Annotated in this window: 20 protein-coding genes; 7 read left to right on the top strand and 13 right to left on the bottom strand. The window is 45.0% G+C overall.

Annotation, left to right across the window (positions count from 1 at the left end; genetic code table 11):
- Nucleotides 1-117: 117 nt before the first annotated feature.
- Together IE070_RS11795 and IE070_RS11790 are read right to left on the bottom strand one after the other, a co-directional pair.
- Nucleotides 118-2,703, bottom strand: a complete 2,586-nt coding sequence (locus IE070_RS11795) for a TonB-dependent receptor (RefSeq protein ID WP_189483395.1) — start codon at nt 2,701-2,703, stop codon at nt 118-120.
- A gap of 285 nt (nt 2,704-2,988) precedes the next feature.
- Complete coding sequence (locus IE070_RS11790) at nt 2,989-3,450, bottom strand: hypothetical protein (RefSeq protein ID WP_189483394.1); 462 nt, start codon at nt 3,448-3,450, stop codon at nt 2,989-2,991.
- A 119-nt stretch (nt 3,451-3,569) separates the two neighbouring features.
- Between IE070_RS11790 and IE070_RS11785 the strand changes: the two genes are divergently transcribed.
- Both IE070_RS11785 and IE070_RS11780 read left to right on the top strand, forming a co-directional pair.
- The gene (locus IE070_RS11785; protein WP_189483393.1) at nt 3,570-5,600 is read left to right on the top strand and encodes a S9 family peptidase; all 2,031 of its coding nucleotides are present in this window, start codon (nt 3,570-3,572) and stop codon (nt 5,598-5,600) included.
- Between the two features lie 119 nt (nt 5,601-5,719).
- Complete coding sequence (locus tag IE070_RS11780; protein ID WP_189483392.1) at nt 5,720-6,109, top strand: DUF4920 domain-containing protein; 390 nt, start codon at nt 5,720-5,722, stop codon at nt 6,107-6,109.
- A 91-nt stretch (nt 6,110-6,200) separates the two neighbouring features.
- Here the strand turns inward: IE070_RS11780 and IE070_RS11775 are convergent, their stop codons facing one another.
- From IE070_RS11775 to ccoG, 3 genes are all read right to left on the bottom strand, one after another.
- Nucleotides 6,201-6,836, bottom strand: coding sequence for a thiol:disulfide interchange protein DsbA/DsbL (locus IE070_RS11775; RefSeq protein ID WP_189483391.1), 636 nt, complete (start codon nt 6,834-6,836; stop codon nt 6,201-6,203).
- A 126-nt stretch (nt 6,837-6,962) separates the two neighbouring features.
- On the bottom strand, nt 6,963-7,973 hold the full coding sequence (locus tag IE070_RS11770; RefSeq protein ID WP_373296979.1) for a serine/threonine protein kinase: 1,011 nt from the start codon (nt 7,971-7,973) through the stop codon (nt 6,963-6,965).
- Nucleotides 7,963-9,384, bottom strand: a complete 1,422-nt coding sequence (gene ccoG / locus IE070_RS11765) for a cytochrome c oxidase accessory protein CcoG (RefSeq protein ID WP_189483389.1) — start codon at nt 9,382-9,384, stop codon at nt 7,963-7,965. The genes IE070_RS11770 and ccoG overlap by 11 nt, the downstream gene beginning before the upstream one ends.
- Before the next feature lie 186 nt (nt 9,385-9,570).
- On the opposite strand from ccoG, the gene IE070_RS11760 reads away from it, so the two are divergent.
- Both IE070_RS11760 and IE070_RS11755 read left to right on the top strand, forming a co-directional pair.
- On the top strand, nt 9,571-9,933 hold the full coding sequence (locus IE070_RS11760; RefSeq protein WP_189483388.1) for a hypothetical protein: 363 nt from the start codon (nt 9,571-9,573) through the stop codon (nt 9,931-9,933).
- A 13-nt stretch (nt 9,934-9,946) separates the two neighbouring features.
- Nucleotides 9,947-10,369 carry a DUF3010 family protein gene (locus tag IE070_RS11755; RefSeq protein WP_189483387.1) on the top strand — a complete coding sequence of 141 codons (423 nt, stop codon included), beginning with the start codon at nt 9,947-9,949 and terminating at the stop codon, nt 10,367-10,369.
- A gap of 1 nt (nt 10,370) precedes the next feature.
- Here the strand turns inward: IE070_RS11755 and IE070_RS11750 are convergent, their stop codons facing one another.
- The 4 genes from IE070_RS11750 to IE070_RS11735 form a co-directional block, all read right to left on the bottom strand.
- Nucleotides 10,371-10,676 (bottom strand): replication protein RepA, encoded by a 306-nt coding sequence (locus IE070_RS11750; protein ID WP_189483386.1) that lies wholly within the window; start codon nt 10,674-10,676, stop codon nt 10,371-10,373.
- Nucleotides 10,663-11,361 (bottom strand): nucleotide-binding protein, encoded by a 699-nt coding sequence (locus tag IE070_RS11745; RefSeq protein WP_189483385.1) that lies wholly within the window; start codon nt 11,359-11,361, stop codon nt 10,663-10,665. Before IE070_RS11745 ends, IE070_RS11750 begins: the two co-directional genes overlap by 14 nt.
- A gap of 257 nt (nt 11,362-11,618) precedes the next feature.
- Nucleotides 11,619-13,595 carry a DNA topoisomerase III gene (locus tag IE070_RS11740; RefSeq protein ID WP_189483384.1) on the bottom strand — a complete coding sequence of 659 codons (1,977 nt, stop codon included), beginning with the start codon at nt 13,593-13,595 and terminating at the stop codon, nt 11,619-11,621.
- 135 nt (nt 13,596-13,730) lie between these two features.
- Nucleotides 13,731-14,594, bottom strand: coding sequence for a transporter substrate-binding domain-containing protein (locus tag IE070_RS11735; RefSeq protein ID WP_189483383.1), 864 nt, complete (start codon nt 14,592-14,594; stop codon nt 13,731-13,733).
- Nucleotides 14,595-14,993: 399 nt separating this feature from the next.
- On the opposite strand from IE070_RS11735, the gene IE070_RS11730 reads away from it, so the two are divergent.
- Complete coding sequence (locus IE070_RS11730; RefSeq protein WP_189483382.1) at nt 14,994-16,091, top strand: MBL fold metallo-hydrolase; 1,098 nt, start codon at nt 14,994-14,996, stop codon at nt 16,089-16,091.
- Here IE070_RS11730 and IE070_RS11725 read toward each other — a convergent pair.
- Together IE070_RS11725 and IE070_RS11720 are read right to left on the bottom strand one after the other, a co-directional pair.
- Nucleotides 16,081-16,386, bottom strand: a complete 306-nt coding sequence (locus IE070_RS11725) for a type II toxin-antitoxin system RelE/ParE family toxin (RefSeq protein ID WP_189483381.1) — start codon at nt 16,384-16,386, stop codon at nt 16,081-16,083. The two genes, IE070_RS11730 and IE070_RS11725, sit on opposite strands and share 11 nt — an antisense overlap.
- A 1-nt stretch (nt 16,387) precedes the next feature.
- Nucleotides 16,388-16,627 (bottom strand): type II toxin-antitoxin system ParD family antitoxin, encoded by a 240-nt coding sequence (locus IE070_RS11720; RefSeq protein ID WP_189429221.1) that lies wholly within the window; start codon nt 16,625-16,627, stop codon nt 16,388-16,390.
- Between the two features lie 248 nt (nt 16,628-16,875).
- Between IE070_RS11720 and IE070_RS11715 the strand changes: the two genes are divergently transcribed.
- Both IE070_RS11715 and IE070_RS11710 read left to right on the top strand, forming a co-directional pair.
- Nucleotides 16,876-17,262, top strand: a complete 387-nt coding sequence (locus tag IE070_RS11715) for an RNA polymerase sigma factor (protein WP_308428943.1) — start codon at nt 16,876-16,878, stop codon at nt 17,260-17,262.
- On the top strand, nt 17,259-17,858 hold the full coding sequence (locus IE070_RS11710) for a hypothetical protein (protein ID WP_189483379.1): 600 nt from the start codon (nt 17,259-17,261) through the stop codon (nt 17,856-17,858). The genes IE070_RS11715 and IE070_RS11710 overlap by 4 nt, the downstream gene beginning before the upstream one ends.
- Nucleotides 17,859-17,872: 14 nt before the next feature.
- Here IE070_RS11710 and IE070_RS11705 read toward each other — a convergent pair whose 3' ends face one another.
- Together IE070_RS11705 and IE070_RS11700 are read right to left on the bottom strand one after the other, a co-directional pair.
- Nucleotides 17,873-18,976: an SLC13 family permease gene (locus IE070_RS11705; protein ID WP_189483378.1), complete on the bottom strand. Its 1,104-nt coding sequence runs from the start codon at nt 18,974-18,976 to the stop codon at nt 17,873-17,875.
- 101 nt (nt 18,977-19,077) lie between these two features.
- Nucleotides 19,078-19,914 carry a kinase gene (locus IE070_RS11700; RefSeq protein WP_229797049.1) on the bottom strand — a complete coding sequence of 279 codons (837 nt, stop codon included), beginning with the start codon at nt 19,912-19,914 and terminating at the stop codon, nt 19,078-19,080.
- Between the last annotated feature and the right edge of the window lie 62 nt (nt 19,915-19,976).

The raw sequence follows: 19,976 nt of genomic DNA, 5'->3' as shown, positions 1-19,976 counted from the left end.
ATTTTAACCTGTTTATTAGGCTTTCCGAAAAGACGTAAGGGTACGCGCTAAAAGGAACATTAGCGCCATAAAAATAAATAGCAGCTGCATAAACAATGCAGCTGCTAGTGGTTTTAGTTAAAAGCGATAGTTCACTTTCGCGTAAACAAAGCGGCCACGTGGATTGTGCACTTGCGAGGCATAGCCATACAGATCGGCGTCACCATCACCTATTGCAAACGGGGGCTCTTTATCTAGCGCATTATTCATACCCAGCATTAACGTGGTATTGGTATTTAAGCTGTAACGGCCTTGAATATCCAATAACGCTTGTGCATCAACAGTACGCGTTTTAGTGCTCATCACGTCTGAAGGCGCTGCGTAATCTTCAAAGGCACCAACATAGTTTAAGCTAGTCGTTACACCCCAATCACCATAACTCCAATCGGCACTGGCTAACCATCTATGCTGAGGATAGTTATACTCACCAGCATAATCGATACCGTTTTTCTTAAATTCATGAGTGAATGAGTAATCTAGGCTAAAACGCACTGCGCCATAGCTATCTAAGCTCAAACGATAGGCCGTCGATAAATCGATCCCTTTAGCCTCTTGCGAGCTAATATTGATATAACTATTAAAAATACGTGATAACTCACCTAAGGCTTGCCCTGGTAACGGCGCTAAACGTACACAAATGGTACTGTTTTGACGGTTACACTCTGCGGCATACACGTTTTCATAATCGTTTTGATCAATTTTGTTATCTTGTGTAATGCTCCAAACATCAGCACTTACATCAAACGCATCAGTTACTTGCCATACAAAACCTAGATTATAGGTTTCGGATTCTTCGGGCTGCAATCCTTCTGAACCCTCAAAGACAATCGTGTAATCGGTAGATGCACAGGCTGGGTTAGCTGCGTCTGCTGTAGGGCAACGGAAGGTATCGGTAAAGAATACCGATTCTTGTGAGGGACCCAAACCAATTTGCGCCAAAGAAGGTGCACGGAAACCCTGGCCATAAGAAGCCCGTACGGTAAAGTTATCTTGAGGGCGCCACTTTACACTGACTTGTGGATTAGTGGTGGAACCAAAGTCGCTGTAATGATCGTAACGACCGGCTAATGTTACCTCTAGCTCATCCGTTAACGGGACCAAAAACTCGATGTAAGCCGCATATTGATCACGTTCAGCTTGCGCAGACACTGATTCAGTACCGAAAATAAGTCCGCGTTGGAATTGATCGTCTGGCTGATCAAATGCATCTTCCTTACGGTATTCTGCGCCTGCGGCAAATGCCACAACTTGATCACCTAAGGTGAAGGCATCACCGCTTAAACTCGCATCAAATGAGGTAAGATGAGATTCACCGCGTCGTACTAAACTAGTAGTAATAGCATCAATCACTTCAGGCGGGTTGGTTACTCCACCAAACGGATTGTACAAGCCTAAGTTAATTTGCTGTTGTAAAAAGTCTGTTCTTACCCAGCCTTGAGATTTACTCCCGGTCTGCATGGATTCACTGCGGCCTTTTTGTGCCGATACATCCCAATCTAACTCATTAATTTGGCCACGCACACCCAATACCAAACGTAAGGCATCAGACTCAATATCCCAAGTACGAGGGCCAGCATCAACGGTTCTGTAACGGTTAATGCGGACATTTGTGCCAAAAGGATTGTTCGGATGGCTGGCAGGAACGGTTAACCCCGCATCACCATCTAACGGCGTCGCGGCACCTTGCGCTTTTGACGTATTATGTTGCACCGATAACTCGGCATAAGCCTGCATATCATTATTTAAATTCTGGCTTACTTGTAATACGGCACCTACTCGCTCTGCCGGTGTAACCGCCATGATAATTGGACCATAATCATACACGCACGTTTGGCCAAATGCCTGACTTGGCGGACAGCCTGGATCAATGCGGGTTTGGCCGTTCACAATAAAATTACCTGGATAACCGCGTGAAGAGCGTAAATCATTACCACCATAAGGGGCCTGATTTGCCGTACCAAAGCGGCCCATTTCAGCACCAAGGATAGTGGTGTTTTTAAAATAATCTAAAATTAGCGTGGCATTAGCGTCTTTACCTTGGGTACCCCACACTAAACTGCCAGAGGTTTCATCATAGGTTGGGCCTGTAGTACCACCATGACTAAAAGAAACCTCTGTACCTTCAAAATCTTTACGTAAAATAACGTTAACCACCCCTGCTACAGCGTCAGAGCCGTAGACTGCAGAAGCGCCATCTTTTAAAATTTCTACACGCTCAATAGCGGCAACAGGGATACTATTGATATCGACAAACGAATTAGCAATACCTTCCGCAAAAGCGCTAACAGCAACACGACGGCCATTAATTAATACTAGGGTCGCATCAGCACCAAAGCCGCGTAAACTAATCGCAGCGCCACCGTTCGCTGTTGAATCTTGGTTGTTACCACGTGTAGAAAACGTCCCTACACCAGCAACTGGCGTACGCTCTAATAATTGCTGTAAATTTGAAAAGCCTGATTTTGTGATGGCATCACGATCAATCACAGTGATCGGCACGGCGCCTTCTAAATCATTGCGTTTAATACGGGAGCCTGTCACTTCAATACGCTCAACTTGCTCTAGTTCAGCATTTGATGTTTGTTGTTGAGCAAAAGTACTGACAGGGGACAACAGTGCGCCGATCGAGAAAGCACACAGTGAGAGTTTAAATGGCGTGTTCATGGATTTCCTTATTATGTGTTTTGCTTAATGACCAAACTGGTCAAATAACAATTAACATATCAGCTTAAATTTAACAAGCCATTCCCGCAAAAGAAGAATAACAATGTATGCCATTGTTTTTATTTATTTATCTTTAATTGTAGATGTTAAAAGTCACAATTTAACGGTAAATTCCTTGGTTTTAGCTAAATGGATACCGTTGCGGCGTGCTAACGCCATTAATTAAGCTGGAACACAAAGTAAAAACGGTGAAAATCGCTACGTTTGTATTACATTAAAAGTGGCTTAGTCAGCAAGATTATTAGACAATTCAGCCAAATACTCCCGTAATATTTCCACCCGCTTGGGGCGGTTAAATAAGCTATACAATTCTAGCCAATCACTGGCGGGCATAAAGCAAATATCATTTTGCCAAGAGCAACGTTCGGGGTGGAACGTCCATTCGATTGGCTTACCTTGCTGCAGTACGGCAATACCGGCCATCAGCTCAATATCACGCGCACCCGGCTGACTAAAGCGCGCAAAGTGACGGGTAACAAAGTCGGGATTAAAACTCACGGCTTCTGGCCGATAATGCTGCGCTAACCGCTCGCAAATGCTGTCAAAGTCTTGCTCGCGGCATACCACATCGATATCGCCCGGATTATTTTCTAGCCCCAATTGCCACAGCAAGCAACTGCCTCCGATACCAAATGGGTAAGGTTTAAGTAAATGGGAAAGTTGCTGTAATTGTATTGCCAAGTCCATAGACTTCATCCTCTTGCACCCGATTAAACGCCATATTATTGCGCTAGATACGCTTGGTCTGCTGCCACTTTATGCTAACATCCGAGGGCAAAAAAACATAAACAACTCGGAGTCCTATTATGAAAAACCTACAGCTCATGCTGTTATTTGTATTGCTGCCCTTGCTGGCCTTTACAAGTGAAGCAGCAGAGAAAAGTTTAAGCGTTGAACGTATGTGGCAATTGGAACGGATTGGCTCACCAGTGGCTTCCGCAGACGGCCAATTTATTGTTGCCCCAGTAACCCGTTTCGATGTTACAGCCGATCAAGGTCACACGCGTTTATGGTTATTCAGTGCCGATGGTAAGCAACAGCGTCCATTAACCGCCGAAGGTATGCGTGCCAGCGAAGCGACCTTTTCGCCTGATGGTAAATCGCTTGCCTTTATCAGCCAGCGTCATAAAGATGATGCAGGACAAATTTATATTTTACCGTTGACCACACCGGGTGAAGCCCAACGCTTAACAGAGGTTCCTACCGGCGTATACGGTATTAAATGGGTAGGTGAGCATCTGTATTTTATCAGCCGCGTTTGGCCCGGTAAAAACTGGGATGAGATGCGCGCTCATTTAAAAACAGAAAAAGATAACAAAGTCTCTGCCCGCCAATGGAACGCCCTGCCATACTCGCAATTTGATCACTGGATTGATGAAAATCGTCAAGCTCATGTGTTTCGTATTAATGCGAAAGGCTCAGACGTACAAGCCGTTACACAACCATTAAATATGGAATTACCACGCTCTAGCCAAAGCGCCAGCAGTTATGATATCCACCCAGAAGAGCGTTTTATTGCATTTAATGCCAATGGTTCAAGCAACACGGTTGATCCCAAAATTGATATTTTTATTGCCGCGTTAGGCAGCGATAAAGCAGATAATATTACGCCAGAAAATACCGCGCCGGATAGCAATCCAACCTTTAGCCCCGATGGCAAAAGTTTAGCCTTTAGCCGCCAACGCATTCCTGGATTTTATGCCGATACTGCTCGTTTAATGGTGTACGATCTTGCAGCAAAAACCACACGCGAGTTAACGACTAACTGGGATCGCTCAGTCAGTTCCTTTGTTTGGAGCAGCGACAGTCGCGGTTTCTACAGCAGTATTGATGACGCAGCCACTAGCCGTCTTTACTACATTGATGCGAAAAGCGGCAAACAACGTGCCATCACTCAAGACACTAGTTTTGGTAGCCCTGCGTTGGCGGGCAAAAATACCCTAGTCGCTACAAATGAAAGCTTTTTATTTCCTGCACGCCTGGTAAAAGTGGATGCTCGCAATGGTAAAACCACACGTTTAGATACCTTTAACGATGCGTTACTCGCGCAAACCGAGCTTGGTACCTACGAATCCGTTACTTATCAAGGTGCAGATGGTAAAGATATTCAAATGTGGGTGCACTATCCTGCAGGCTTTGACAAAAGCAAAAAATACCCGCTGTTTTTATTAATCCATGGTGGACCACATAACGCCATTACCGATAGTTTTAGCTATCGCTGGAACGCGCAAACGTTCTCATCATGGGGATATGTGACTGCATGGCCAAATTTCCATGGTTCAAGTGGTTTTGGTCAAGACTTTGCGGATGCCATTAACCCTGATTGGCGCACCAAACCCTTAGCCGATATTCAAGCGGCAACCGCTTGGTTCCAAAATCAACCTTGGATTGATACCGATCGCATGGTCGCGGGTGGTGCCAGTTATGGTGGTTACCTGAGCTCAATCTTACTTGGCACAGAACATCCGTTTAAAGCCTTATTGATTCATGCTGCGGTGTACAATATGTACTCACAAATGTCTGCTGATTTTGCCGTACATTCTACCCGTTTTGGGAATTACTGGGATAATCCTGACATCTATAAGAGCATCTCACCCCATTACTATGCCGAAAACTTTAACACGCCAACCCTGATTATTCATGGTCAGTTAGATTACCGTGTGCCAGTAGGACAAGGATTTGAGCTATTCCGCACGTTACAAAGCCGTGGCGTAGAATCACGAATGATTTACTTCCCAGATGAAAATCACTGGATCTTAAAACCCAATAATTCCATTTACTGGTATAACCAAGTAAAAGATTGGATGACCCGCTTCGCTGAACCTGGCGCGCGTTAATCTTTTCTCCCTCGCTAAAAACGCAGCATTACGCTGCGTTTTTTTATCCACACTTTTACCTTGCTTTTTCTTGTTAATCGCATAAAAATCAAACACGCTTTCTATAAAAGGGTTTTACTATGCTCCGCTCATTATTACTATGTTGTGCTTTACTCAGCAGCAGTACGCTGCTTGCTGCCCCTGTGACGTTTGGTAATACCGTCGACAAACAGCGCGTTACAGCCGTTGCCACTATTGTAGCCAACCCTGACAAATTTCTAGAACAAACGATCACCGTAGTAGGCGAAGTGACTGGTGTGTGCACCAAAGAAAACTGCTGGATGACGCTCGCCACTGCCGAAAATGAGCCTCGCTTTAGAATTAAAGTTCGTGATGGCGATATGGTGTTCCCTCTGAGCGCAAAAGGTAAAACCGCCTACGCGACTGGTATTGTTAAGGTTTGGCCACAAGCAGAAGGACAAGCTGCAGCCTGGCAATTGGTTCCAAGCGCAGTTGAAATTGCAGAATAAGTGATTCGATAAGAAGAAAAAAAACGTTTAACCATGTCGCAGGACGTCGCTGAACCAGACATGCTGGCTCAGCGAAACGCTTTTTTAGCATTTAGTCTTTGGTTAACAGGTACTCAACCAATGCTTGCAGCTCTTGCTGCATATTGCGTTGATTCAAACTGCTATTGTTAATCCGATATTTTCCGTTTACAACCAGCATAGGCACGCCAGTAAGCACCTTACTGTTACTTAACGCCTCTTGCTCTTTCATCATTTGCCCTACCGCACCCCGCACCGGAAAACTACGCATGGCACGATCAAAGGCTTCTGCATCGATATCGTTAATCAGGGCTAAGCTACGGATATCGTCTTCTGAACGGAAAGGTACCCGACTTTGATGAATTTGATTAAAGATAGCTTTGGCCATTTGATCGCCTTTGCCTAAATTTTTAGCAGAGATATACGCTCGCGCCAACGCATTTTGAATCTCTGGTGCGGCAGCCCGAATAAAATCAACATGCGATTTTTTGAACTCGGTGCCCTCAGGTAAATTTTTAGCTAACGCTTGGGCCATTGGTTCAAACGCGTAGCAACCACCACAAAAAAATGAAAAATATTCTTTCACTTCTGGTTTGGTAGTTTTTTGCTCGGCAATCACATCGTAATGTTTACCTTGTTGAAAATCACTCGCCAACGCCGACAACGGCAACAATACAGCAGCTGCAGCTGCTACTAACCACTTGTTCATGAAGTATCCTCTGTGTGACGATCTGTATTCTCAAAAACGATTTTTTAAGCAAAACAGGTTAAATAGGTCATATGTGCCTTAGCACCTAACACCCCAATTCAATACCCGTTAGAGCTTAACAAAATCTTAGTAATCTGGCATCAGGCTCAAGCTAGGCTGTTGTAAAAAAGCCAATTGCTCTTTTAACGCTAAACATTGCTGCTCCCAGTATTTGTCTGTTGCAAACCATGGGAAGTTCATTACAAATGCTTGATCTTGCCAGCGACGAGCCAACCATGCCATATAGTGCACCATACGCATCGCACGTAAGGGTTCGATCAGTTTGAGTTCTGCAAAATCGAAACGACAATACTGCTCGTACTCTTCTAGCATCAACTCTAATGTCATCCGCTGTTGTGCGCGATCGCCAGAAAGCATCATCCAAATATCTTGCATGGCAGGGCCACTGCGGCAATCATCTAAATCGACAAAAAACGGGCTTCCTCCCGTATAAAACAAATTACCCGCATGGCAATCTCCATGCAAACGAATCAGCCGACTAGGGCGATATTGTCGACGGACTTCGTCAATAACCTGCTCAAGTGCCGAATCAAACGCAGGGCGTAAATAGGCTGGAATTAACGTTAGCGTGGCTAAAACTGCTTGGCTTTGCACTAAGTGACTATCGATACTTAACGCTGGTCGTTCAATAAACGGTTGTTTTTGCCCCACTAAGTGCATACGCCCTAAAAATCGACCAAGCAAAGCCAGTTGCTCGTCATTATCAATTTCTAAGGTGCGTCCACCACGGCTAGGAAATACCGTAAACAAAAACCCCTGATAGTCTAGCAAACTGCTGCCAGCAAACTGCAAAGGCGCAACCACAGGGATATCCGCGGCCACTAACTCAAACGCAAACTGATGCTCCTCAATAATTTGAGCTGCACTCCAGCGTTCAGGCCGATAGAATTTAACCACGTATTTTTCAGGTTGGCTGCTACCATCACGATAAGCGCTAAATTGATAAACACGATTTTCATAACTGTTCAATGGTAATAAACCGCTACTCACATCTAAACCATGCTGATGCAGCGCGTCTAAAATCAAATCGGGCTGTAGCGTTGAAAAATCAAAACGCTGTGTTGGATTAACGGCCAGCAAAAAATTTATTCTCCTGTGACATAGTCACCGCGGGATCGGCACTGTCAGTAACGCTAAAGGTTAAATCCAGTACGGGCTTTTTGGCATAAAAGGGATCCAAGGATAAGCTTACGACGACATTTCGGCTTTCCCCTCCCGCTAACACCACTTGCTGCGGCCCAGCCCAATTGAGCTGGTCTATACCCGTTACCGCCAGCATAAAGGTTTTTTCTTGCTGCGATTTGTTAATAATGCTTAAGGTATAAGTATTTTCGATTAAGCCTTCCGGCGTTTCCCGATAGAGTGCGCCACGATCGCGAATAATGTCTAACTCCAATGGCTTGCGGATCGTAAGATTGACAACAAAGGCCGCACACACCACGAGCAAGACTAAAAAATAACCAATTAGTTTTGGGCGTAACACCTTAGCAGGCTTACCTTGTAGCGTATGCTCGGTTGTATAGCTGATGAGACCTTTTGGATAGCCCATCTTTTCCATCGTGTCGTCACAGGCATCAATACAGGCGCCACAATTAATGCACTCGTATTGCAAGCCATTACGAATATCAATACCGGTTGGGCATACATGCACACAGAGATTGCAATCAATACAATCGCCTAAGCCTTGTTCTTTGTAATGCTGATCTTTACGGCTACGCGGCCCCCGATTTTCGCCACGTCGCTCATCATAGGTGACGGTATAAGTATCTTTATCAAACATCGCAGATTGAAAACGCGCATAAGGGCAAATATGCGTACACATGATCTCGCGCATCCAGCCCGCATTACCATAGGTACAAACCGTAAAAAACAACACCGACACGACCGCCCAAAAGCCCGCCTGCAGTGTGAAGAAATCCCAAAAGAGAGGCGCGATGGGTGTGAAATAGCCCACAAAGATTAAAGACGTAAAGAGCGCAAAAGCCACCCAACAAAAATGCGTTAGGGCTTTTTTCCAAAATTTACTCGCACTCATCGGCGCTTGATCCAGCGTCATGCGTTGATTACGGGTTCCTTGAATTTTTTCCTCAAACCACATAAAAATAAAGGTCCACACCGATTGTGGACACAAATAACCGCACCATACCCGGCCATAAAAAGTGGTAACAAAAAACAGCGCATAGGCCGCAATAATAAAAATCCACGCTAACAGCGTAAAATCTTGAGGCCAAAGCGTTAAGCCAAAAATCGTGAACTTTTGCTCAACAATATTTAATAATATGGCTTGATGACCATCAAACTGTAACCATGGCAAAACAAAAAACAACGCCATGAAAACAAACCCCATATTACGACGTAAACTTTGATGTAATCCCTTAACGGCACGCACGTAGATACGATCTCGAGAGGCATATTTAGCAGGGGTGTCTGGGCGATATACATGAACGTCTACCGGAATATTTTTTACATCGATTTTTTGCTTATCCACCATTATTCCTCAACATTTTCTTTTGCGAGCTGGGGCGATCAACATAACGTTGTTATGAACCTAGTATAACAGCCTAGACTTAAAATTATTTGATATAAAATAACTCAATGAAAGGAAGGATGCGCCAGAAAGCAATTTCCGCTAGAATAGCAACATAACGCTTAGCAGTAGCTAAAGGTAGTGAAAATGAAAACGTTTTTTGGGTTCGTTGTTGTCTTACTACTTATTTTAACCTTTTCGGGCAAAGCGCCACTTAAACCCTACAGAGACGCCTTTTACCAACAGGTTTTGCTTTGGTTGCCTGCCAATTGGCAAAGTGAAGACCAAGCCGTAACCGTTATTGCTAATGAGCTAAATGCCTTAGGCGAAACGTTAGGCTTAGGGCAACAAGAAATGTTAGCCTCAGCGTCACGAGACAAAGCCAGTGTCTTACTTTTTCGGCAGCGCTATTGCATCGACAAAGACTTTAACCCTATTTTATTTGGCGAACCCTTACAAAGAAGTTGCGCTATCATTGATAAACATTATTACCGCTTAAGCGGTAGCTAACAGGAACAGCACCATGCGCGTTTGCGGTATCGAAATTAAAGGCAGTGAAGCAATTTTGTGTTTAATGAGCAAAGATCAGGGCTTATTTTCACTACCCGATTGTCGCGTAAGCCGATTAGTATTAACGCAGGATTACGATGCAGAGAGCATGCGTAAATTTCAATTTGCAATGAAAAAGCTGATTGAAGATTACAAAATTGAACATATGATCGTTAAAGAACGGCCACAAAAAGGCAAATTTGCAGGGGGCGCAGTGGGCTTTAAAATTGAGGCCGCTTTACAGCTTATCGATACTTGCCCAACAACCATTATGTCAGGTACCGCGCAAAAAGAACAAATTAAGCGCAACCCGCTGCCAGTAGATTTTAAATCAACGGGTCTAAAAGCCTTTCAAGAAACAGCGTATATTACCGCCTATGCTTTCTTAACCCGTTAAATTATTTACGCTCAGGCTTCTTCGCCCGAACCTGAGCTAAATCAATTTGTACCGCTTGCGTCGCACGTAATATCAGCTTGCGAATTAGTTTAGACTTTGGCTCTCCCGTCAAAGCGCTTAACTCCGACAATGCCGTAATTGCCTCTTCACTTAACGTAAAAGTAGCATGGCGCATTGGTAATTTTACAGTATCGTCTTCAGCCGCTAGCAGCGGCCGCAAACTAACAATCTGCGGCAACCCTAAGGCATAATTATGTGCATCGTCAATAAACGCGTCAGCTGTAAAGCTCGGTTTATTTGACGGCAAAGACTTTTTCTTCAGGTCGCTTAGCGCCATCTTCTTGTATCGCCTTCATCGACATTAACTCTTCAATAATTGCTCGGATCTCAGATGAAGCCTTGCCATCATGATCAACATCCATCACCGACAGTCCTTTCTCTTCACTATCATCGTAAATATTACGGCTATAAGTAATATGTTCTAATACCCGTAAATTAAAGCTTTTACACACCTCTTTGGCATCCAAGATCCGATTAGCTTGATTGGGCAAAGACGGACATTGCGTTAAAACACAACCAACAATCATCTCCGGATTGACCACATTACAGGCACTTACCAGATCTTCCAAGTGCTCAAGCGTTTTTAAATCACGTCTTTTGGGTCTTAATGGAAAAAGCACATGACTTGCCACTACCATGGCAGAACGTAATGCCACACTGTCTTGACCACCACAATCTACCACCACCACATCATAGTGCATTTCCAAGCTTTTTAATTCATAACGAATTTTGCCGTACATTTGCACACAATTCAGCCAAGGCAAATTCGGATTCATGTGGCGCTCTTGCACCCAATCAGATGTGGTACGTTGCGGATCGCAATCCACTAACATAACGTTAGCGTTTTTATCCCGAGAAAAGTATACCGCGATATTTTGTGCCAAACAGCTTTTGCCGCTGCCACCTTTTTCACCACCCACTAACAAAATCATTTGTGCACCCTCGCTGTTGCATCTCAACACTGGCCGTCTAAATGAACGTGACACTACTCAGTGTAGGCGATGTCTGCCATAACTCTAGTATTGTATGACAAAAAACTCCCCTCTCTTTTTTGTCATCTAACTAATTAAGCGTAAAGTAAAGTGACACGATTAAAAATGCATTATAAGCAATTATGCTGTATGCCTTGTGCAGCGTCACTTTGCTTGGGTAATCGCTCACATTTCCTAACCCATTTGGGTTACGGACATCATGCTTGACGGCGGTTTTTCATTGAGGGAGAAGTGGCTTTTTGCGAGAATTTTCTCGGCTTGAACGAACGCTTTTGAAAGGGGTTTTTACCGAGGCCATTTAGCCCAGTAAAAGGGTGTTTTTGAGTATCAACTTCCTCAAGTAAGGTTTTTAATCCCTCAAGCATTGGTAGCATAAAATCGTTATATTTAAGTCGTTTTTCACAAATGGCTTCAAGCTGGGCTTCCCAATGTGCGGTCATATCAGGCACGACCATGCGCGCGGGTAAACTGTTAATCAGCTTTTTACCAATGTCCGTTGCTCGAATTTCTTTGCCTTGTTTGGTGAGGAATTGGCGTTTAAACAGCAGTTCGATAATACCTGCACGGGTAGCTTCGGTGCCAAGACCATCGGTTTCCCGCAGAATTTTCTTGATCTCTGAGTCGGTTACATAGCGGGCTATACCGGTCATCGCGGCCAGCAAGGTGGCATCGGTGAAGTGTTTAGGTGGGCTAGTTTGCTTTTCATCCAGCTGACCATCAACGCAGTGCAGCACATCGCCTTGCTTGACATCAGGTAGCGGATTAGGCGCAAACTCGACATCTGGTTCATTATTTTTATCGCCCGCCCTTTGTGACGTAAGTAGCGCTTTCCAACCTTGCGCAATCACTGATTTTTGCTTGGCGATAAACAGACCACCTGCTACTTCAGTGTCAATTTGATGCTCTGCGTATAGAAACGGCGGATAAAACTGCATAACATACTGTCTGGCAATTAATTCGTAAATGTGTTGTTCTTCTCGGCTTAAACGGCTGGGATCCATACTGGTTGCCGTGGGAATAATTGCATGGTGGGCTCCCACCTCACTGTCGTTCCACGCTTTGCTCTTAAGGCTTAAGTCAGCTTCATGCACCGCCTTATCTAATACTACGGCAGTTTTACGAATGGCACTGATCACGGCATTACGCTCTGCATAATGGCCTGTGGGTAAATAGCGACAATCTGAACGTGGATAGGTAATCAACTTATGGCGTTCATACAGTTGCTGGCAAATGTCCAGCGTCTTTTGCGCACTTAAGTTAAAGCGTTTTGACGCATCAATTTGCAACGAGGACAAGCTATACGGCAGTGGGGCGGCCTGTTTTTTTTGCTCACGCTTTACCGCTTTAACCTGTCCCGATTGCCCCACGACTTTTTGTAACACTGTTTGCGCTAATTTTTTTACTACGATGCGACCCTCTTCATCCTGATAAGGCTCACAAGCAGCACTAGGCTGCCATTTTGCTTGAAAACGCTGTTTATCTGTTGTTTCTAAGATAACAAACACGTCATAAAAGGGTTTTGAAACAAAGCATTCTATATCTTGATCACGTTTCACCACTAAGCCTAATACGGGGGTTTGTACTCGACCAATAGAGAGCACACCGAGGTAGCCCGCGGCTTGTCCCAGTAATGTGCATAACCGCGTCATATTAATCCCATACAACCAATCGGCACGAGCGCGAGCCAAAGCAGATGTGGCTAAGGGAATGAAGTCCGTATTGGGACGTAAATCGTGTAAAGCTTTTTTTATCGCAGCCGGATTCATGTCGTTAACCAAACATCGCAGGGTCGCATCGCGCTTTGCTTTACTCACACCCGCATGATTAATCACTTCATCAACCAGCAATTGACCGACGCGGTCAGGATCGCCCATATTCACTAGCTGGTCAGCGTCTTTTATTAGTTTTTTAACCACCGTGAATTGTTTACTGGTTTCACGTTTTACCTGGTGTTTCCATTCGGTAGGAATAATCGGCAGATGTGCTCTAGACCATTTTTTGTAGGCAGGATCATAAACCTCAGGCTCGGCTTGCTCCAGTAAATGCCCAATACACCAAGTCACTACATCGCCATTTGCCGCTCGAATAAATCCGTCACCTTTTTGATGCGGCTTGGGTAAGACGTCTGCAACAGCGCGTCCAACACTGGGTTTTTCTGCAATATATAACATCATAGCACTGGCTCAGCACGCTGTATAAATAGCCAGTAAATTTACCGTGAACAGGCGTAAAAAGCAAAAGTTTATGCTTAACCTTGCAGCGGCTTAGCTTGTGGCTGACATAAAGAGGCGTCATAGCGCAGCAATATCTCAGGGGGCATAAGCAAACTGCTGTAAAGCTGAAGCAACTTTAGGGCTTAATAATGGATTTTCTAGTCGAATTAATCGACGGTTTTGGCAACGTATTTGCTGCACAATAGCGCCAAAATGCGTTTCAAAGTGCTGTTGTATCACCCCATTTTTGGCAGCTTGTTCCAAGCCTTTTTGCAATCGCTCGGCTAACTGTGGATAACGCGGTGACACAAAAAAGAAAGAGGCCTGTGGATAATAAAATAACACTTGTTGCTCAATAATCAATCCTTGTGCATTCACACTGGCCTTATCATGTTCCACTTCTTCAATGCTTCTGGCAAAACAATCAAAGCGGTTTAATCGCACCATATCGAACAATAATTCATACTTTGGATTAGTCACTACCTGTAAATTATTACTGCGCAAGATGGCAACATCTGGCCAATGCGCACCTTGACCGAAAATCAGTTCAGCTTTGCGCCAATCCTCTGCTGTTGCGATAGCATCAAATTTACTTTGTTGTCCTTCAGCAATAAGGCAAACCCGATACCCCAGCAAACCGCCATTTAGGGGAAAGTAAACCGGTAATAGCGCCGACTCACGCTCCGGTGACGGCGCAAATACCGCTAAGTGTAAGGCGTCACCAGCAAGCAAACTTTGCTCGGTTCGCCCTTGTACCATCGCTGTAGCAAAGGCTAATTCTACTTCGCCATATTCTGGTGCAGTAATAGTTAAAGCATATTCCAGTAAAGGCCGATGAGGAGATTGCTCAAGATAGTCAGGAACACGCACGATTGAGGGTTGCTGAGCATACGCAAGGCTAAGCCAAAAGCTAAGCCCTGTAATTAAGCAATATAATGCGAAATAAACCTTAACCGGCAAGTTTGTAACCTCTTGTTTTCGTCCTTGATATAGCACTATTACAGCGATATGACCGTCTAAAAAGGCGGCAAAACCACGCGAGTAAAAGGTTCCTTAGATTAAGTAATAAAAGCATAGCAAGTGCATTGAAAAGCGCGTCCGAATTAGCGTAATAATCTAAAAGAGGCCCCTTAGTGTTGTTTAACATAAAACCGCACGTATCAGCCAAGATCTGCCTTGGTTTGTAGTGGTAGCGGCGCTGACATTTGTCATTTGTTAGTATAATGTAGATGTTTTAACATGGCAGGCTATCGGGTGTAAACCGACCATGGTAGTAAGAGAACTATAAAGAGAACAATAAAGAGTATTAAGACAGCGATAAGTGGAAAAATAATAATAATGATCAACAAAGGACGATTAATGAAATTCACGCTCGTTTCAACAGGGTTGCTGCTTAGCAGTGCCCTACTTTTAAATGCGTGCAGCACGCCTAATCAGGTAGCGCAACATATCACCACTGATGCCTTAATAGAACAAGTGGCTGAGGGTGAATATCAAGGTATGTATCGCAATATCTATCGGCTGCCGCTGGGTAAACGGCAGTATCCAGCCAGCTGTGACGGCGATTGTTACCCAGCACACCCCGCTGTGATTTGTGAAGCACCTGGGCAAAATTGTCAGTACGCGGGTCCGAAACAAGCACCGGCGCTTAATACCGACTTTACTGTGCACTGGCTGGGGCATGCCAGCTTTTTAATCCATACGCCTGACGGTCAGCAATTGCTGTTTGATCCGGTATTCGGCCAATTTGACTGGCCGATAAACTGGGCGCAGCATTTGGTGGGTATTATTAAACGCCCTTATACGCCAACGCTTTCCCCTGCACAATTAGCAGCAACCGACGCGGTGCTGTACTCACATTTACATTATGATCATTTTAGCCATGCCAGTATCCGGCAGATAGGCACTTCACCCACCTATTATTTGCCATTGGGGATGGCTAATTATATGCCCAAAGGTGGCTACAATGTGATAGAGCAAGCTTGGTATAGCCAAAGCCCGTTGGGGGAGCTAAAGGTACATTTAGTGCCAGCGCATCACTTTAATAGCCGCAAGCTGTTTAATGACGATAATCGTGCCATGTGGGGTGGCTGGTTACTGGAGCACAACGGAAAAACCCTGTTCTTTGCCGGTGATACCGGCTATTCAGAGCATTTTAAAGATATTCAGCAACGCTATGGGGATATTGATATCTGTTTGATCCCAATAGCCTCCTACCATAGTGATAAAGAGCAAAACTGGTACCGTTATGTACACACTACACCGGAAGATGCGTTAATCGCTGCCAGTGATTTAGGCTGTAAGGTCATGATCCCTTGGGGGTATGGTAATGCCAGCTGGCAAATGGGTGATCTTAGCTCACACTCACCCTTGTTACGCTTGCTGCATATGCAGCAACAACTGGATAGCCAGGTACCGCTGCTGATATTAAATGAAGGGGATAGTGTTAAGCTGTAACCGTATCGGAGGCGAGTGTCCAATCTTCCAGACGGTGCCGCACCCGGATGATATAAATACCGTTATCTGCTGTGATTTGATAAATAATAAGATGCCAACCAACCGAGTGTAGATGTACTGGCGGGCTAATTTCCGTTCTAATGGGTGCAGCCAGAGGGTTCGCGGCTAAGAAATCAAACGTTGCGGCTAATTGTTTGTGATAGCGCTTGGCTTGCTGCTCACCAAACTGTGTTGCGCCACTAATGAAGATATTAATAATATCCTCTTCAGCCAGCTTACTTAGCTGATAGGCCATATTAAGCGCCCATTCGAGCCATAGCTTCTGCGGCTAACTGCGCCATAGTCCGCTCTCCCGTTCCGCTGGCAAGCCCTTCGCTAACCCGCTGCTGTAACTGGGCAATTTTTGCCGCTTGTTCCTGATCTCGCCGAATTAAATCTCTAACATAGTCACTGGCGTTACTATAACGACCATCCTTTGCCTGCAATTCAACCCATTGCTTCATGTTGTCAGGTAAAGACACATTCATCGTTGCCATTTATTTACTCCCATAGCTATAGACACCTTCTAGCATGATAAAGAGTATGACAAACTTTGCCATAAGTACAGTTTTTAGCTCTTGCAAACGCCGAAACACTTTGCTGCTTCAAGTAGCGGAGTATTTACATCCGATTATTGGGGAACCTGAGCTAAGTGATACCCATCGAAAGCATCATTGAGCAATATGACGCAGCGTTATGGCGACTGGCAACGACCATGGAGTTTGATCGGGCTAAATGTTAAGACCTGTATCAAAACATGCTGTTAGCGATCTGGCAAGCGTTACCAAAACTAAGAGACCAAGATCAGCTTAAGGCTTATATTTTTCGCATAGCACGCAACAGAGCGATCAGTCATCTTGCTTACGAAACTAACCAGCAGGACAAGGTAACTTTAGATTTTGAGGTGCCATTCGATGCAAACCCCATAACAGAATTGCTTGAGCAAAAACGCCAACAACAGCTTCTTGCTGCTATTCAAGCTCTGCCGCTCGGGCAAAGAGAAGTTATTGCCCTGTATTTCGAAGGGTTTTCATATGCAGAGATTGCTGAGGTATTACAAATTAGCGAAAACAATGTCGGCGTACGAATTAGTCGCGCCGGGAGCAAATTATCGGAGATATTATTACCATGAAGACAGCATCAAACTCAGCAAAAATCGACCTGGACGCACTGAAAACCTCATGGCAAAGCTCCCAGGGTGAGCCGCCAACAGTTGCCTTAAGCAAACTCAAAAACAGACTGAGATTGCGCTGGTTATCCGTTATTGTGGAACTTATTTCGATTGCCGCAATAGCTTTGTTATTACTTTATGTCGCACAAGACTTTCAAAGTAGCATGCAAAGAATCTACTTTGGTTTTTTCTTTATGGTATGGCTTCTTACTACTTTGCTCTGGTTCCCTTTACGCTTAAAGACCTTGTGGCGTAACGGTGACTCAACAGCAGCGATTCTGGAGCACGCCCGGCGCTATAACCGTGGACAGGAGCTTGGCGGCTACATTGGTGCAATCGTCAGCCTGGTGACATTCGTATTTGCAACCGGTTGGTTTGTGGTTCAAGGCATACTCGCTGAACAACATTTAACGCATTATCTGTTACAACAACAGCCCGGCTTATTGTTTATATTGCTTTGGTGTGGTGGTTTTACCTTGCTTGGTCTTTGGCAATTAAGTCGTGCCAAGTACCAAAAAATAAAACTACAACAACTGAGGGAGGCTCTTGCAGACTAAAGCCCAATAAAATTTTACAAAATTAATAGTCCAAAGCCGAAACTGACGGCAAAAACCGTTAGCGACCAATAGTGGAACTCACGCCATAAACCGGTTTGTTTGCTAAGCCGCAATGCAATCAGGTTGGCCAGCGAACCTATTGCCAACCCGAAGCCTCCAACACTGACGCCCCAGCTTAAGGCGCGCCAGTCGTCGGTAAAATGCTGCAAAAAAATGGCTGCCGGCACATTAGAAATAAACTGTGACAATAGCGCTGCACCGGTATAACTGCCTGCGGGCAACGCCATTAGAGTGACCGCTAACTGCTGCATTACGGGCAATTGCGCTAATAAGCCTAAATCAATAAACATCAAGCTAAAGACCAGTAGCAACAACCAATCGATACCACTTATCACGCTTCGTTTCAGTACAAAATAAGCGGTTAGCACTACCGCAGCAGCATAAGGTGCTAATTGGTACTCCATGGCCAGAATAAATAACGGATAGCCAGCTAAAGACCAGCCAAATAAAGGCCGGCTATCAGCACTATTTTGGTGTGGCACCGCAATGGTTAGCGTTGTCTTGGCAAAAGCAAAGCAGCATATGAGTAAAATCAACAATAACAGGCTTAATGCCAGCGGTGCCATCATGACGGTAAATTGCCAAAAGCTATAGCCAGAAGCCTGCCACAGCACTAAGTTTTGCGGATTACCAATCGGCGTCAGCGCCGAGCCAGCATTAACGGCCAACGCCAGAAAGATAATCAATCGGCCAACAGCCAAGCCTGTTAAGCGGCCAATACTGAGCGTAATTGGGATTAAAATAAACAAGGCGACATCATTGGTAACAATCGCTGCCAGCGAGGCGGCAAATAGCAGTAATAATGCTGCAAGCGCACGCTCAGAATGACAAAGCGCCAACAACCAGACAGCAAAACGGGCTAAATAACCACTGTCTTCCAGTGCCCTACTCAGTAACATTAACCCTGCCAGCGCGCAAACAGTCTGCCAATCAACCAGCACTAGCAGTTCACTTGGTGTTGTAGGGCTAAACCATAATAAAAGCGGCAGCAATAACAATAACGCTAGCAGTAAATAATCTTCGGTCAAGCGGGATAATACCCGGCGTAGCTGCAACATGACAATAAGCAGGTAAAGAGCAATTAGCGGCTATTCTAGCGCGAATGATACGCCACGCAACGCTTTAACTTGCGGGGCACTTGCTATTTCGAACAATCCGCTTAATCAATTAACAAGGCTTGCTGCTGATGGTTAAGCTCTATGGTAAAGGCTGCCCGCGCAGGTAACTGTTGCCAGCTCGCTTCTGTTAAACGTTGGAACGACAACATAAAGCGCGCTAGCTGGGTGTCGGTCATACCTTTACCGCGTTGCTGCCACAATTGCTGCTCTTGCCTGGCACGCCACTGACAAATACTGTCCCAGCTTGGCGCTTTTAACCAAATGAGTGGCTTGATTAGGGAAAAATACTGCTGATAGGCTCCCGCTAATTGCTGATTAACATACTGCCGCCAGAGCCCTACGGCATCCTCTTCTGCTTCTAAACTGTTAATTGGCAATGCCAGCGCAGCCTCGCTTTGCGCACTTAAGCCTAAACACCAACCCTCTACAATTAACAACTGCAACTGCGCTTTAGGCTTATCTGCAAGGCGATCATCCAAGGCTTTATCAAATACCGGTAAAGCAACAGCTTGCCCGACTAATACTTGCTTGGCGTCAGAAATAGCGCGCTGAATAGCATGGGTACCGGGCACACCGTGTTGCACCAAAAGTGGATGTATTTTCGTAGCAAGCTGCTGCCGCTCAGAGGCAGTCAAGTAATAATCATCTAAGGATACGGCAGCACAGCAGATCCCGCGATGCGTTAGCTCAGTGACTAACAACTGAGCAAGGGTACTTTTACCCGTGCCCTGAGCGCCACTAATACCGACAACCGCCGGTAATGGCTGCTGCACGAGTGCCTTAATTAACTTTTGCAACACCTGTTGATAAGCCCCAAACCCCGCTTTTGATAAGGTGAGAATCTGTAGGTTTTGCAGCGTTTCTGGATGAAGCGACATGGCGTTAGTTACCTCTAATAAGGTTAAAAACAGCGGTTATTACAACATGTGCTGGCGCAATT

Origin of the sequence: Alishewanella tabrizica (assembly GCF_014652375.1) — a bacterium.
GTDB lineage: Bacteria > Pseudomonadota > Gammaproteobacteria > Enterobacterales > Alteromonadaceae > Alishewanella > Alishewanella tabrizica.
Note: the sequence above shows the minus strand (reverse complement) of the source record. Positions and strands in the feature narration are given on the sequence as shown.